We start from the raw sequence: 14,365 nt of genomic DNA, 5'->3' as shown, positions 1-14,365 counted from the left end.
CTGCCGAGTCACGGACGGCCGTTGCCGCCGGTTCGGGTAGACGCGACAGGTCGGGGAGGTGTTCGCTGTATTGACTGGAGAACACCGAGCCCATCACGGCGATACCGATGGCCGACCCGACTTCGCGGGTGGTGTCGTTCATGGCGGAGGCGACGCCCTGCTTGTTCTGGGACAGCGATCCGACGATGGCGCTGGTGCCGGTGGAGCTGGCCAGTCCGATGCCGAGGCCCGCGACGATGAGACCGAGCAGAAATGGCGGGTAGCCGGAGTCGGGGGTGAGTCGGGAGACCACGACGAGTCCGCCGGCAATGAGCAGCAGGCCGATGACCATCACGAGCTTGAGACCAATCACCGACACGAGGCGCGGTGTGAGGGCTGCGGTGGGTAGGACGACGGCGGCGACGGGGATCAGTGCTACCGCCGCGGTCAGCGGACTGTAGTCGAGGATCAGTTGCAGGTATTGCAGGCCGACGAAGAAGAACCCGAAGATCGCCATGAACTGGGTGAGGACAACGACCGCGCCGGCTCGAAACCCGGGCAGCCCGAACAGGTGTGGGTCGAGCAAGGGGTGCTGTGTCCGCAGTCCTTGGATTGCGTAGACGGTGAAGCCGGCGATGCACACGGCTGCGGCCAACAGGACCGGGACCGTGTTCCAGCCCTGGTCGTTGCCCTCGATGATCGCGAACACCAGGGTGCCGACCGCGACGGAGGTCGCCACGGCACCAACAACATCGAAACGATGGCGCGCCTCATCGCGTGTCTCGGGGGACAGCAATGCGGCGGCTACTGCGGCCACCGCGGCGACTGCGGCGCTGGTGATGAAAATCGATTGCCATCCCCAGCGCTCGAGTAGCGAGCCGGCGGCGAGCATGCCGATGATTGCGCCGGCGGCGGCGAATCCGGACCAGATGGCGACGCCTCTGTTGCGCTGTTCGGGCGGGAACGTGGCGGTGATCGTCGACAGGGTGCCGGGCATGATCATCGCCGCTCCGATGCCCATCACCACGCGCCAGCCGATGAGAGCCGAAGTGGTGTCCGCGAAGGATGCAGCCAGTGACCCCACACCGAAAACCATTGTGCCGACGATCAGGATCTTCTTGCGCCCGTAGCGATCTCCGATGGCTCCCAGCGGTAGGACGAGAGCCGCGAGCGCGACGGTGTAGCCGTCGGCGATCCAGGTCAGTGCCGTGTTGTCGGCGCCGAGGTCCACGGCGAGGTCAGGGAGTGCGAGGTTCAGCGCGGATACCGACGCCACCACCAGGATCAAAGCCAGGCACATGGCGAAGAGAACGCCGCGTTGCGCCCGTCGGCTGATGAGCGGACTGCCGGCGTCGTCGGCCTCAGCCACCGTGCGCTCCGACGGTGTCGGAGCGCAGGTCCAGTGCGATGTCGACGAGCATGTCTTCTTGACCGCCGACCATCCCGCGCCGCCCGGCTTCGACGAGCAGGCTGCGGGCGTCGAGGCCGTAGCGCTCGGCCACGATCTCGGCGTGCCGCAGGAAGCTGGAGTAGACCCCGGCATAGCCGAGGGTGAGGGTTTCGCGGTCGACTCGGACGGGACGGTCCTGTAGCGGGCGGACGATGTCGTCGGCGGCGTCTTCGAGCGCGTCGAGGTCGCACCCGGTGTCCCATCCCATACGGGTGGCCGCGGCGATGAAGACCTCGAGGGGAGCGTTGCCGGCGCCGGCGCCCATCCCGGCCAGGGAGGCGTCGACGCGGTTGGCTCCGTGTTCGACGGCGACGATCGAGTTGGCGACGCCGAGGGAGAGATTGTGATGGGCGTGGATGCCGATCTCGGTGTCGGAGTGCAGGACTCCGCGCAGCGCATCGCAGCGTTCGGCGATGTCGTGCATGGTCATCGCACCGCCTGAGTCGACGACGTAGACGCATGTGGCGCCGTAGGACTCCATCAGTTTGGCTTGTTCGGCCAGTTCCTGGGGGCGGGCCATGTGGCTCATCATGAGGAAGCCGACGGTGTCCATGCCCAGTTCGCGGGCGGCAGCGATGTGCTGGGCCGAGATGTCGGCCTCGGTGCAGTGAGTGGCAACGCGTACGGTGCGCGCGCCTGCGCGGTATGCGTCCTTGAGGTGGTGCACGGTACCGATTCCGGGCAACAGGAGCGTGGCGACGGTGGCCCGTTCGACGGCCCCGGCGACAGCCTCGATCCATTCGAGGTCGGTGTGTGCGCCGAAACCGTAGATGCAACTGGACCCGGCGAGTCCGTCGCCGTGGGCAACCTCGATCGAGTCGACACCGGCAGCGTCGAGGGCGGTGGCGATGGTGACCGCGTGGTCGGTGGTGTATTGGTGGCGGATGGCGTGCATTCCGTCACGAAGAGTGACGTCGCTGACGTAGATGCCGGTCACGAGGTGACTCCTGCCGGGTGGGTGAAATGGGCGGCAATGCGTTCTGCGGTGGCTTTTGCCGCCGAGGTCATGATGTCGAGGTTGCCCGCATAGGCCGGGAGATAGTGAGCGGCGCCGGTGACCTCGAGCATCGTCGTCACGCGGGTACCGGTGAACTTTCCTGTTTCGGGGATGTGCAGCGGCTTCTCGGCGCTAAAAGTCTCGAACTGCACGCGCTGTTTGAGGCGATAGCCCGGCACGTATTCGGTGACGCGCCCGACCATCTCGATGATCGACTCCTCGATGGCGGCGTGGTCGACGTCCCCGTCGACGAGGCAATACACGGTGTTGCGCATCAGGATCGGGGGGTCTGCGGGGTTGAGGATCATCACCGCTTTGCCACGTGTGGCGCCGCCGACCTCTTGCAGAGCGGTGGTAGTGGTTTCGGTGAACTCGTCGATGTTCGCGCGGGTGCCGGGGCCTGCGGACTTCGAGGAGATCGAGGAGATGATCTCGGCGTAGGACACCGGCGCGATCTGACTGACGGCAGCGACGATCGGGACGGTGGCCTGACCGCCGCACGTCACCATGTTGAGGTTGGGGGCGTCGAGGTGCTCATCGAGGTTGACCACCGGTACGCAGAACGGACCGATCGAGGCGGGTGTCAGGTCGAGCATTCGTTTCCCGGTCGACTCCAGCGAGCCCCAGTTCGCGCGGTGGGCGCCGGCCGAGGTGGCGTCGAAAATCAGCTCGATGTCGTCGAATTCGGGGAGTGCGAGGAGCCCATCGACCCCATCGGCGGTGGTGGTCACTCCGAATCGTCGGGCACGGGCCAGGCCGTCGGAGGTCGGGTCGATACCGACCATCGCGGCGACTGCGAGTGGGCCGTCGTCGCGGATGATCTTGATCATCAGGTCGGTGCCGATGTTGCCCGAGCCGATGATGGCGACGGGGTATCGGGATGTACTGCTCATGGCGCTGCTTTCGGGTGTGGGCGGGCTATGGGTGTTGCGCAGACAGCGTTGTCGCGTCTCGAGTTGAGATGAGCTGCGTGTTTCAGACGAAGGTGACCGCGACTCGGCCCAATCCGGTCAGGTCCGCTGCTGCGGTGTCACCGGTATGGACGAACACCGCGGACGTGATCGAGCCGGACATCACGAACTGGCCGGCGTCGATACCGGTGTCGTAGTCAGCCAGCGCGTTGGCCAACCACGCAACGGCCTCGGCCGGATGCCCGAGTACCGCGGTCGCGATACCGCTGTCGACGATGTCGCCATTGATCATCAGGGATGCCGCGACCTCGTCGAGATCAGGTGCCTGGCCGATGGGAACCCACGGGCCGAGGGCCACGGCACCGGAACTGGCATTGTCGGCGACGGTGTCGGGCAATGTGATTCGCCAATCGGAGACACGGCTGTCGACGATCTCCAAGGCGGCGGCGACGGCATCGGTGGCCTCGATGACATCAGCGACGGTGACGCCGGGCCCGCGAAGGGGGCGATGGAGACGGAAGGCGATCTCCGGTTCCACCCTTGGTGCGCACAGGGCGGCCGAGGAAATGGTGCCGCCGTCGGGGGTGACCATGCTGTCCAGAATGAAGCCGAAGTCAGGCGAATCGACACCGAGAAGCTGTTGCATCGGCGCGGAGGTGAGGCCTATCTTGCGCCCGACAAGCGAAGCGCCACTGTCGAGTTGACGAGTGAGGTTGTACTGTTGAATCGCGTATGCGGTGGCCACATCGAGATCGGGTACGGACTCTGTCGGCGGCTCGATCGGAGTACTCGTCGACAGCGCTTGGTGAAGACGGTCGGCCCAGTGCCCAACTTGATCGGTGGTCAGGGTCATCGCTGATCCTCCTTTTCGCTCTGTTCGACCAGGTGCACGGCAGCGGTGATGACGGCGTGCGCGTGTAGCTCGAACAGCGCGAGCAGGTCAACAGCATCCCCGCCGATCTCTTTGGCGATGAATAGTCCATCGGCTCCGGCCATCGAGTAGGTGGCCAGCTGGTCGAGTGAGGCCTCGTCGAGGCCGGGCGCCAGATCCGCGGTCGCCCGACGAATCGTCTCGTGCGCCTCGCGACGCACCTGCAGGAACATCTCGCGAGCCCGTGGTTCCACCGGTCGCCGCTCGAGAGCCAGCATCAGACCGAGCCGGAGGAAGTCCGGAGAATCGAGCAGGGCCTTGGCGACCTGCAGGGCCATGTCCGCGACACGTTGCTGGGCATCGCCTTCTGCGGGTACGGTCCACGCCGCCAGCCAGCGTCCGAAGCTGCGCTCGATGACGGCGGCGATGAGATCGTCCTTGTCGGCGAAGTGCCAATAGATCGAGCTCGCCGGCAGCCCGCATCGTTTGCTCACCAGTCCGATACTGGTGCCCTCGTATCCGCGTTCACTCGCGATTTCTGTTGCGGCATCAAGGATCTTTGTCTTCGATGCCTCGCCGTTGGCTCGTACCCGCCGAGGTGCTGCGGCCATTGACTCGCTCCCTTCCGATACCGGACAGTCTCTGTAGTAGTCACTACGGTAAGCCCTTGACGGGCGGTGGTCAAGGGCTTACCGTAGTGATCGTTACAGATAAGTGTGCGGCGCTTTCGTACAGCGCGGCCAGGTTCGAGGAGATATCCGTGCCCGACATTCCGCACTATGACGTCGCGATCATCGGTTACGGCCCGACAGGGGCGACCGCTGCGAACCTACTCGGCAAACAAGGCCTGAATGTGGTTGTGCTCGAGCGTGATCCGGACATCTACGGCCGGGCGCGCGCCATTTCCACCGACGAAGAGGTGCTGCGGATCTGGCAACAGGTCGGTCTATCCAACCGTTTGCAGGACGACATGCTGCCCGGGGGGCCGGTCGCTTTCGTCGACCCCGACGGACGGCCGTTCATCGAGGTGCAGCCGACGTCGCGGGGAGCGGGGCACCCGCCTCAGCAGTTCATCTACCAGCCCGCCGTCGACACGACGCTGCGCTCCGGAGTGGAACGCTTTCCCAACGTCGTCGTATTGACCCGACACGAATGTCTGAAAGTCGTCAGCGGGCCGGACGACACCGAGATACTCGCCGCCGATCTGTCCGAGGACAGCTTCGTCAGGCTACGTGCGTCCTATGTGATCGCCGCCGACGGCGGATCGTCGGCGACGCGCGGACAACTGGGCATCGGCTATCAGGGCCGCACCTTCACCGAGCGGTGGGTGGTGATCGACACCGAGGTCCGCAAGGAGTGGGAGGGTAGTTCGCGGTTGCGGTTTCACTGCGACCCGCAACGACCCACCGTGGACTGCCCAACCCCGCTGGGGCATCACAGATGGGAATTTCCGGTTCGTGACGGCGAGGACGAGAATCACCTGGTCTCTCACCAAGCGATCTGGGAGATCCTGCGCAATCAGGGCATCACTCCCGATCACGTGGGAATATTGCGTGCGGTCGTCTACAGCCACCACGTCCGGGTTGCCGACCGGTGGCGCGTCGGCCGAGTGTTTCTCGCCGGCGACGCCGCCCATGCGATGCCGCCGTGGATCGGTCAAGGTATGGCCTCGGGTGTGCGTGACGTGGCGAATCTATGCTGGAAACTCGCCGCGGTCCTCGACGACAGCCTGCCTGAGACAGTGCTCGACACCTATCAGACCGAGCGTGAACCGCATCTCCGCGAGACCACCGCGCACGCAGTGTTCGCAGGGAAGATCATCACCGAACGCCGTCCACTACTTGCGGCGATACGCAATCATGCTCTCCGCGCTCTGTCAAAAGTTCCCTCGTTCCCGCGCTGGATGGTCAACACCAAGTGGATTCCCAAGGCGCACTATGACAACGGCTTCCTGTCGCCGACCTCGCATCCGGCCCGCGGGTGGCAACTCCCGCAACCGTGGGTGCTCGACGAGAAGGGAATCCGCACGCCCCTCGACAACGTGCTCGCCGGCCGCTGGCATGTCCTGAGCCTCGACGCTCGTCAGCACTCGGCGTGGCAGGCGTGCGATGTGTCGACCCTGCAGGTGCTCCCGGCCGGAGCGCTACCGAGGGCGGGGACCATCATCGACTCCGACGGCACCCTCGCTGCGTGGCTGACTCAACTGTCCGCCGCCGCAGTGGCCGTGCGTCCAGACGGATTCATCTATGCCGCAGCCGATGTCGACAGCTCACTGCCCCTACCACCCACCGGCCTGCGCGCAGCACCGGTCCCGACGCGATGAAGGAACACAGCATGATCGCCTCCGAGCACACCTCGCACACCGTGACCGTCAACGGTGACACCGAGATCTTCTACACCGACATCGGTTCGGGTGAACCGGTGATCCTGCTGCACGGCGGCGGACCGGGCGCCTCCGGGCTGTCGAACTACGTGCGCAACATCGACGCACTGGCACAACGATTCCGGGTCATCGTTCCCGACATGCCCGGCTACGGCCGAAGCAGCAAGAACCTCTCGCAGGACGATCCGTTCGGGGCGCTGGCCGACGCGATCCGCGCGCTGCTCGACCACCTCGGCTTGGACAAGGCCCATCTGGTCGGCAACTCCTACGGCGGCGCGTGCGCGTTGCGGCTGGCCCTGGACACCCCGCACCGGGTCGACCGGCTCGTGCTGATGGGACCAGGCGGCATTGGTACGACCCGTGGAGCTCCTACCAAAGGGCTCAACAGCCTCCTCGGCTACTACACCGGTGCAGGCCCCAGTCGCGACAAACTCGAAGAATTCATCCGTACATACCTGGTGTACGACGCCGAATCGGTACCCGCCGCAGCAATCGACGAGCGCTACCAGTCATCGATCGACCCCGACGCCATCGCCAACCCCCCGCTGCGACGACCATCGGGAGTCGGAGCACTGAAGACGTTGTGGCGCATGGACTTCACCCGCGACCCGCGATTAGCCCAACTGCAGACCCGCACACTCGTGCTCTGGGGACAGAACGACAAGGTCAACAAGCCCGCCGGTGCGCAGATGCTCGTCGATCGCCTCCCCTACGCCGATCTGATCATGCCGGCGCGTACCGGCCATTGGGTCCAATGGGAACGCGCCGACCTGTTCAACCGCGTCGTCGCCGACTTCCTCGACGGCACCTACGCATAAGGAGTTTCCATGAGCGCACCCACCGCGGCGTCGACCGTCGCGGCGCCCTCGGTGTTCGGCAACGTCCACCTCGGCTACATCGTCATCGAAAGCCAACGATTCGCCGACTGGCGCCGTTTCGGCAAAGATGCCATCGGCATGCACCTCGACGAGGTCTCGCCCGACGTCATCCGATTCCGCCTCGACGACCACCAAGCCCGATTCATCATCGTTCGTGGGCCCGCCGAAGATGTTGTTGCCCTCGGCTGGGAACTCGACGACCACGAATCTTTCGACACGATCCTCTCCCGGGTGACCGGCCGCGGGGTTCCGAGCATTGACGGCTCCGAGCACGACGCAGCGATCCGCGGAGTGCAACGGCTGACCCGGTTCCCCGGTCCCAACCGGCTGGCCCAGGAGATCTTCACCCGCGCACGCGTCACCGACGAACCTCTGTTCATGACCAACTCCGGTGGATTCGTCACGGGGACTTCGGGTATGGGCCATGTCGCGATCACCTCAACCAAGCCGCAGCAGATGCGCGGCTACTACAACACGGTCTTCGACGCGCGGCTCACCGACTACATCGACGAGACGATCAGTGGAGCGAAACTCAAGATCCGGTTTCTGCGCGTCAACGAACGACATCATTCGATTGCGATCGCGAATGTACGGGCATTGCCGATCAATCCGATTCGCACGCGAGTGCAGCATCTCAACATCGAGGTCGCCACCCTCGACGACATGACCGAGGCTTATCAGCGGGTCAAGCAACTCGGATTCGGCATGGCACTCTCGGTCGGGCAGCACACCAACGACAAAGAGTTGTCGTTCTATGCGCTCACCCCGTCGGGTTTCGAATGGGAAGTGGGGTGGAACCCCATCACAGTGGACGAGAAGACCTGGGAACCATCCACTCATCAGGGAATCAGTATCTGGGGCCACACCCCCGTGGGTCAGACGATCATCGACAAACTCAACCAGTTCCGTCGTGGGGCACTGTCTTTGCGTACCGATGAGGACATCGTCCCGGCGCTCGCAGGCGCCGGGATCGCCGACAACTGAGATTCGTCACCGAAACCCGCAGAACAGGATCCACCATGCCCCGCATTGATACCCACCATCACGTGGTGCCCGACTTCTACCGCAACGCCCTGCGCGCCAAAGGGTTGGATGCGGCCGGCGGTCGGACTCTTCCCGACTGGAACCTCGACAGCACCTTTTCCACCATGGCGGCACTGTCTGTCAACGCTGCGGTGCTCTCGGTGTCCACCCCGGGGACCACCTTCTTGGACGATCCCGGCCAGGCGTCACAATTGGCCGCGCAGCTCAACGATCACAATGCCGCCCTCGTACGCCAACACCGCGACCGGCTCGGGTTTCTCGCCATAGTGCCCACCCCTCATGCAGGCCCGTCGGCGCGCGAAGCGGCCCGCGCACTCGACGAACTCGGCGCCGACGGCGTGACACTGCTCGCCAACGCACAGGGGGACTACCTCGGCGAACCCGGCTTCGATGAACTGTGGGAGGTGCTCGACGCCCGAGAGGCCGTTGTCTTCGTCCACCCCGCTGATCTCCCCGGGCCCGCGATCGCGGGTCTGCCACCGTTTGCCACCGACTTCCTCCTCGACACGAGCAGAGCGGCATATCTCTTGGTGAGGAACGGGATTCGGCGTAAGTACCCGCGCATCCGCTTCCTGCTCAGTCACGGGGGAGGGTTCGTTCCTTACGCCGCGCACCGAATGGCGATCGCGATCCTGGGCGACACCGGCCGCAGTATCACCGACTCACTCGACGAGTTCCGCACCTTCTACTTCGACACCGCTCTGACCGCCAGCCCGGCCGCGCTCCCGACCTTGTTGGCGTTCGCAGCGCCAGGCCACATCACCTTCGGGTCAGACTGGCCGTTCGCACCGGTGGCCGCCGCCACATACTTCGCCACCGCGCTCGAGGACTATCGAGAGCTGACCGATGCTGATCGCGCGGCAATCGACTGGTCCACCGCGGCCACCTTGTTCCCCAGATTCGGCCCGAGCGAGCAAGCACCTTCCGACCTCGACATCGCACTTGCCGGCTCAGCGCGTCGGCGACTCATGCGCGTCGTCAGCCGCGCAATGCGGACCTGACGTCAACTCGAGGTCTCACGCTTCGCGATAGCGCCCGCGCACATCAACGCTGGTGAAGTCGATTTCGGCGGCGGCGTTGTTCACCGCCGTCACCATCCCGACACCCCACATCCCGTCGGCGTCGTAGAGCCCGGCCGTCGACGCCGAGATCCCGTCGTGCTCGGTGTGCGAGTCGGCCTCGACGCCGATGCGATCGCCGCGCGGCAACCGCGACAGGGCCACCGTCAGATCGCAATTGATGAAACCGATCCCCGTGGTCCCCCAATTGCAGATCAGGCTGGTCGATTCGGCGCTGATCGCGGCGCGTACGAACGGTGTCAGTTCCGTCCCGACGACCGCCGGTGCGGCCCGTGTCCACACCCGTTTGCGCAGCCCGTTCTGGTGGTTGCCCATGTTCTGGTCCCATTCCCCGACACCAGCGGCGTCGGAGGCGAAGCGGGGTGCCCAGTCGTCGACCGCGGTCGTCGGCGGCGAGAAGGTGCGGGCCCCGGCATCACGTTGCCACCGCTGCCCCGGCGGATTCTGCGACTCGCGCAGGAACACCGCCGTCGCCCGCGCCACGATCACCTCGGCCTTTGCCGCGCTGTCGTCGGGGAACTGCACGACGTCGACCTCGGCGACCCGAATCCGCCCACCCGCTCGCAGCACACGGGCTCGGGTGGTGGTCGGAATCTCCCGCGCCGCCTTGAACAGGTCGATGGTGAAACGTGCCGCCCGGAAACCCGGCTCGGCGATCCGCTGCTCGGCTGCATGCGCGGCCAGCGCGCAGACCGCGGGTCCGTTGAGGGTGCCCGGCGCCCACAGGCTGCGGGCGTAGGCAAGTGGCAACACCCGCCCGTCGGTGTCGGGCCGGAAGAAGGCGATATCGCTCACGCCATCTTGTCTACCGGTTCACCCCCTGCGGGTGATGCGCGGGTCGATCGGGCGATACCGCCGAGAGTCCTTCGGCCCAACCTGCGCCGACCTCTCATCCCTCACACCGAATTCGGGATAATCTTCGGCAATGACATTCGGTGTGAACACCAGACAATTCCCGAACGAGATCATCGGCGCGGTCCGCACGGCATTGATCGTGACGTCCATCGTCGGGATCGTGCTCGGCCTCGTCGCCGTCTTCTGGCCCCGCGCGACCACTCTCGTGCTCGCCGTGCTGTTCGGCATCTCGCTGATCATCGCCGGAATCTTCCGGCTCTACCAGGCATTTGCCGCGACATTTCTCTCCACCGGGTTACGGGCGCTGCTCGGCGTCGTCGGTGTGCTGACCCTGCTCGTCGGCATCATCGCCCTGTTCAGCCCGGGTGACGCGGTGTGGTTGCTCGCACTGTTCATCGGCATCGGCTGGATCTTCCAGGGCGTGCACGACCTCTTCAGTGCGGTTTCCGGTTCCCAGCACTCCCCGACCTGGTTCCTGATCCTCTCCGGCGTGATCTCGGTGATCGCCGGCATCGTGATGATCATCCTCGGTCAGTACGCCGTCACCGTGGTCGTCTTCGTCGGCGGCGTCATGCTCGTCGTCATCAGCATCGTCACGCTGTGCACGCTGCCCAAGAAGATCGAGAGCGGCCCCGACACCCTCTGAGCGCGTCGCGCGCGAACCATCGAAAGAAGGGCCGCAACCGGATTCCGGTTGCGGCCCTTCGCGTCAGCCGAACCAGGGTGCGATCGGATTGCCCTGCCACCGGGTGTGTGCCGGCACCACGTCACCACGCATCACCAGCGACGCCGGGCCCACCGTCGCCGACGTCCCGATCCCCGAGGCAGGCAGCGCGACACAGTGCGGGCCCATCGTCGCACCCGGCTCCAGGACCACCCGGTCGATGGCCATCACCCGGTCGTGGAACAAATGGGTCTGCACCACGCAGCCGCGCTCGACGGTCGCGCCGTCACCCAACGTCACCAGGTCGGCCTCGGGAAGCCAGTAGGTCTCGCACCACACCCCACGACCGATGGTGGCGCCGAGCATCCGCAACCACAGGTTCAGGATCGGCGTTCCCGTGGCGGCGTTGGCGAACCACGGTGCGGCAACGGTTTCGACGAACGCATCCGAGAGCTCGTTGCGCCACACGAACGAACTCCACAGCGGATGCTCGGAGACCACGATGCGTCCGACGACGAGCCACTTGGCGGCTGCGGCGATACAGCAGGCCGCCGCGCCCGCGACGAGCAGGATCAGTCCGCTCACCAACCCGGCGATCACGTAGTTCGCGTGAAAGGCGATGTACTGCAGACCGATCAGCATGAACAGCCCGAGCACGAACGACACCATCACCGGGATCAGACGCAGGGTCTCGATGACCGACCGGGCGACCTTCAGGCGCATCGGCGGATCGAAGGTGCGTGAGGTATCGGTCCGGGCGGCGGTGCGGCGCAACCGAACCGGCGGACTACCCAGCCAGCTCGACCCGGACTTGGCCCGATCGGGCGCCGCCGACAGCACGGCGACCAGGCCGTTCTTGGGCACCTTCCGACCCGGCCCGGCCATCCCGGAATTGCCCAGGAACGAGCGTTTGCCGATCTTCGCGTCGTCGATGTGCAGCCAGCCGCCGCCGAGTTCATAGGAGGCGACCATGGTGTCGTCGGCGAGGAAGGAACCGTCGTCGATGGTGGTGAACTTCGGCAACACCAGCGCCGTCGAGATCTCGGTGCCCTTGCCGACCTTGACGCCCAGGATGCGGAACCACCACGGCGTCAACAGGCTCGCGTACAGCGGGAACAGGTACGTCCGTGCCGAATCGAGCAGCCGCTCGGTCATCCACACCTGCCAGCCGACTCGCGACCGCACCGGGTGATACCCCTTGGTCATCCCCAGCGCGAGCAGCCGCACGAGCACGGCGGTGATCACGGCGAACACGCCCAGACTCACCAGTGTGGCGGCCGGGGTCAGGATCAACGCGCGGAGGGCGACGTCACGCAGCCGGTCGGCGTGCAGCGCCCAGGTGCCGATCACCGCGAGCCCCGCGCCCAGTGAGATCAGCGGGATCGCGGCCAGCAGCAACGACGACACCCCGTACACCGGGACCCAGCCCGATCGGCGGGGCGGGCGATGTGCCGGCCACGGATGGCCGGCCTTGCCCACCTTGACCGCGGGCGAACCGGCCCAGTGCTGGCCCTTCTTCACCCGCCCGAACACCGCCGAGCCCGGTCCGATCTCGGCGTCGCGGCCGATCACCGCACCCGGAGCCAGCGTCGAGCGGGCGCCGATCGAGGCGCCGCGTTTGATCACGATCTCCCCGATCCGCACGACGTCGCCGTCGATCCACCATCCCGACAGGTCGACCTCGGGTTCGATCGACGCACCCTCGCCGACGGTGAGCATGCCGGTCACCGGTGGGATGGTGTGCAGGTCGACGCCGCGGCCGATGCTCGAGCCCAACGCGCGGGCCAGGTAGATCATCCAGGGGGCACCGGACATGTTCGCCGCGCCCGCGGCTTCCAACAGTCGCTCGGCCACCCACAGCCGGACGTGCACCGATCCGCCCCGCGGGTAGTCGCCGGGGGTGACACCGGCCAGCAGTGCCCGCGCTCCGGCCGCGGCGATCAGCATCCGGCCCGGCGGGGTGATGAAGATCGCAAAGGCGACGATCACCACCCACCAGTTCACCTCGACCAGCCACGGCACCGAGACATCGAGTGCGCGGGCCGCGGCGCCCGCGACGTTGTTGGTCACGCCCAGCCACGTCGCCCACTGCAGACCGGTCAGGGTGGTCAGGGGCACCGACAGCAGGATCTGGGCGACACCGGTGCGACGCGGGGTCGGGGTGACCTCGCGTTCGACGACGACCGTGGCCGGCGCGATCGCGTCGAGCATCCGCGCCAGCGACCCCAACCGCGGGTGATCGTAGAGGTCGGCGACGGTGACCTGCGGATACCGTTCCCGCAGCGCGGTCACCAGCTGCGCCGCGGACAGCGAGCCGCCGCCCTCGGTGAAGAAGTCGGCGTTGACGCTGGCGATGCGAGCGCCGAGCACGTCGGTCCAGCGGTCGGCGAGCCATTGCTCGGTGGCGGTGAAGTCGTCGGCGTCATCGTCGTCGTCGTCGGTGCCCGCCCCGGGCAGCGGCCAGGGCAGCGCATTGCGGTCGACCTTGCCGGAGGTTCGGGTGGGCAGTTCGTCGACGAGTGCCAGTCGCGGCACCATCGGCGCCGGCAGTCGCTCGGAGAGCATGGCGTGCGCTGCCGAGACGTCGAACTCGGGGTCGGTGGAGACCAGGTAGCCGACGAGTAGTGCGTTACCGGCCGCCGATCGGCGTACCGCAGCGGCCGCACCGGTCACCCCCGGGAGGTGTTGCAGCGCATTGTCGATCTCGCCGAGTTCGATGCGCCGACCGCCGACCTTCACCTGATCGTCGGCGCGCCCTTGGAAGACCAAGCCCTGCGCGTCGAGCCGGACGAGATCACCACTGCGATAGGCGCGCTCCCACCCGAGAGTGGGCATCGGCGCATACTTCTCGGCGTCCTTGGCCGGGTCCAGGTAGTGGGCCAGTCCGACGCCGCCGATGATGAGCTCGCCGATCTCGCCCTCGGCGACCGGCCGCCCTTCGGCATCGACCACTGCGAGATCCCAACCGGGAAGCGGCAATCCGATCCGCACCGGCCCCTCTCCGCCCAACGGTGCCGCACAGGCCACCACCGTTGCCTCGGTGGGCCCGTAGGTGTTCCACACCTCGCGGCCCGGAACAGCGAGCCGCTCACCGAGTTCCGGTGGGCACGCCTCCCCGCCGAAGATCAGCAGACGCACCGCCTCGAGAGCCTCCGGAGGCCACAGCGACGCCAGTGTCGGGACGGTGGACACCACGGTGATGTCGCGCGCCACCAGCCACGGGCCCAGGTCCATTCCGCTGCGGACGAGTGACC

The 14,365-nt window shown here is 66.3% G+C and carries 12 protein-coding genes; 5 read left to right on the top strand and 7 right to left on the bottom strand.

The genetic code is table 11. The features are described 5' to 3' along the window. From B1964_RS22475 to B1964_RS22455, 5 genes are all read right to left on the bottom strand, one after another. The coding region (locus tag B1964_RS22475) for an MFS transporter (protein ID WP_253194124.1) at window positions 1-1,348 on the bottom strand (1,348 nt) is incomplete at its 3' end. Next, window positions 1,341-2,366 carry a 4-hydroxy-2-oxovalerate aldolase gene (dmpG, locus tag B1964_RS22470; RefSeq protein ID WP_079931346.1) on the bottom strand — a complete coding sequence of 342 codons (1,026 nt, stop codon included), beginning with the start codon at window positions 2,364-2,366 and terminating at the stop codon, window positions 1,341-1,343. The genes dmpG and B1964_RS22475, both read right to left, overlap by 8 nt. Further along, window positions 2,363-3,319, bottom strand: coding sequence for an acetaldehyde dehydrogenase (acetylating) (locus B1964_RS22465; RefSeq protein WP_079931345.1), 957 nt, complete (start codon window positions 3,317-3,319; stop codon window positions 2,363-2,365). Before B1964_RS22465 ends, dmpG begins: the two co-directional genes overlap by 4 nt. Before the next feature lie 82 nt (window positions 3,320-3,401). Continuing rightward, the gene (locus B1964_RS22460) at window positions 3,402-4,190 is read right to left on the bottom strand and encodes a fumarylacetoacetate hydrolase family protein (RefSeq protein ID WP_079931344.1); all 789 of its coding nucleotides are present in this window, start codon (window positions 4,188-4,190) and stop codon (window positions 3,402-3,404) included. After that, complete coding sequence (locus tag B1964_RS22455) at window positions 4,187-4,819, bottom strand: TetR/AcrR family transcriptional regulator (protein ID WP_079931343.1); 633 nt, start codon at window positions 4,817-4,819, stop codon at window positions 4,187-4,189. Before B1964_RS22455 ends, B1964_RS22460 begins: the two co-directional genes overlap by 4 nt. A 149-nt stretch (window positions 4,820-4,968) precedes the next feature. On the opposite strand from B1964_RS22455, the gene B1964_RS22450 reads away from it, so the two are divergent. Genes B1964_RS22450 through B1964_RS22435 form a run of 4 tightly spaced genes read left to right on the top strand, consistent with a single transcriptional unit; the run spans window position 4,969 to window position 9,514 of the window. Beyond that, window positions 4,969-6,531, top strand: a complete 1,563-nt coding sequence (locus B1964_RS22450; protein ID WP_079931342.1) for a bifunctional 3-(3-hydroxy-phenyl)propionate/3-hydroxycinnamic acid hydroxylase — start codon at window positions 4,969-4,971, stop codon at window positions 6,529-6,531. A gap of 11 nt (window positions 6,532-6,542) precedes the next feature. Further along, window positions 6,543-7,409, top strand: coding sequence for an alpha/beta fold hydrolase (locus tag B1964_RS22445; protein WP_079931348.1), 867 nt, complete (start codon window positions 6,543-6,545; stop codon window positions 7,407-7,409). 9 nt (window positions 7,410-7,418) lie between these two features. Beyond that, window positions 7,419-8,453, top strand: coding sequence for a VOC family protein (locus tag B1964_RS22440; protein ID WP_079931341.1), 1,035 nt, complete (start codon window positions 7,419-7,421; stop codon window positions 8,451-8,453). A 35-nt stretch (window positions 8,454-8,488) separates the two neighbouring features. Next, window positions 8,489-9,514, top strand: coding sequence for an amidohydrolase family protein (locus B1964_RS22435; RefSeq protein ID WP_079931340.1), 1,026 nt, complete (start codon window positions 8,489-8,491; stop codon window positions 9,512-9,514). A gap of 15 nt (window positions 9,515-9,529) precedes the next feature. Here B1964_RS22435 and B1964_RS22430 read toward each other — a convergent pair whose 3' ends face one another. Continuing rightward, entirely contained in the window at window positions 9,530-10,387 is an 858-nt protein-coding gene (locus tag B1964_RS22430) for an acyl-CoA thioesterase domain-containing protein (RefSeq protein WP_079931339.1), read from the bottom strand. Window positions 10,388-10,517: 130 nt separating this feature from the next. Here B1964_RS22430 and B1964_RS22425 point away from each other — a divergent pair, with 130 nt between their 5' ends. Beyond that, entirely contained in the window at window positions 10,518-11,093 is a 576-nt protein-coding gene (locus B1964_RS22425; protein WP_079931338.1) for a DUF308 domain-containing protein, read from the top strand. Between the two features lie 63 nt (window positions 11,094-11,156). On the opposite strand, the gene B1964_RS22420 is transcribed toward B1964_RS22425, so the two are convergent. Continuing rightward, the coding region (locus B1964_RS22420) for a Pls/PosA family non-ribosomal peptide synthetase (RefSeq protein ID WP_079931347.1) at window positions 11,157-14,365 on the bottom strand (3,209 nt) is incomplete at its 5' end.

It is taken from the genome of Gordonia sp. i37 (genome assembly GCF_002043085.1).
Lineage (GTDB): Bacteria > Actinomycetota > Actinomycetes > Mycobacteriales > Mycobacteriaceae > Gordonia > Gordonia polyisoprenivorans.
The sequence above is the reverse complement of the archived record's forward strand: the minus strand, read 5'-3'. Positions and strand labels throughout refer to the sequence as shown.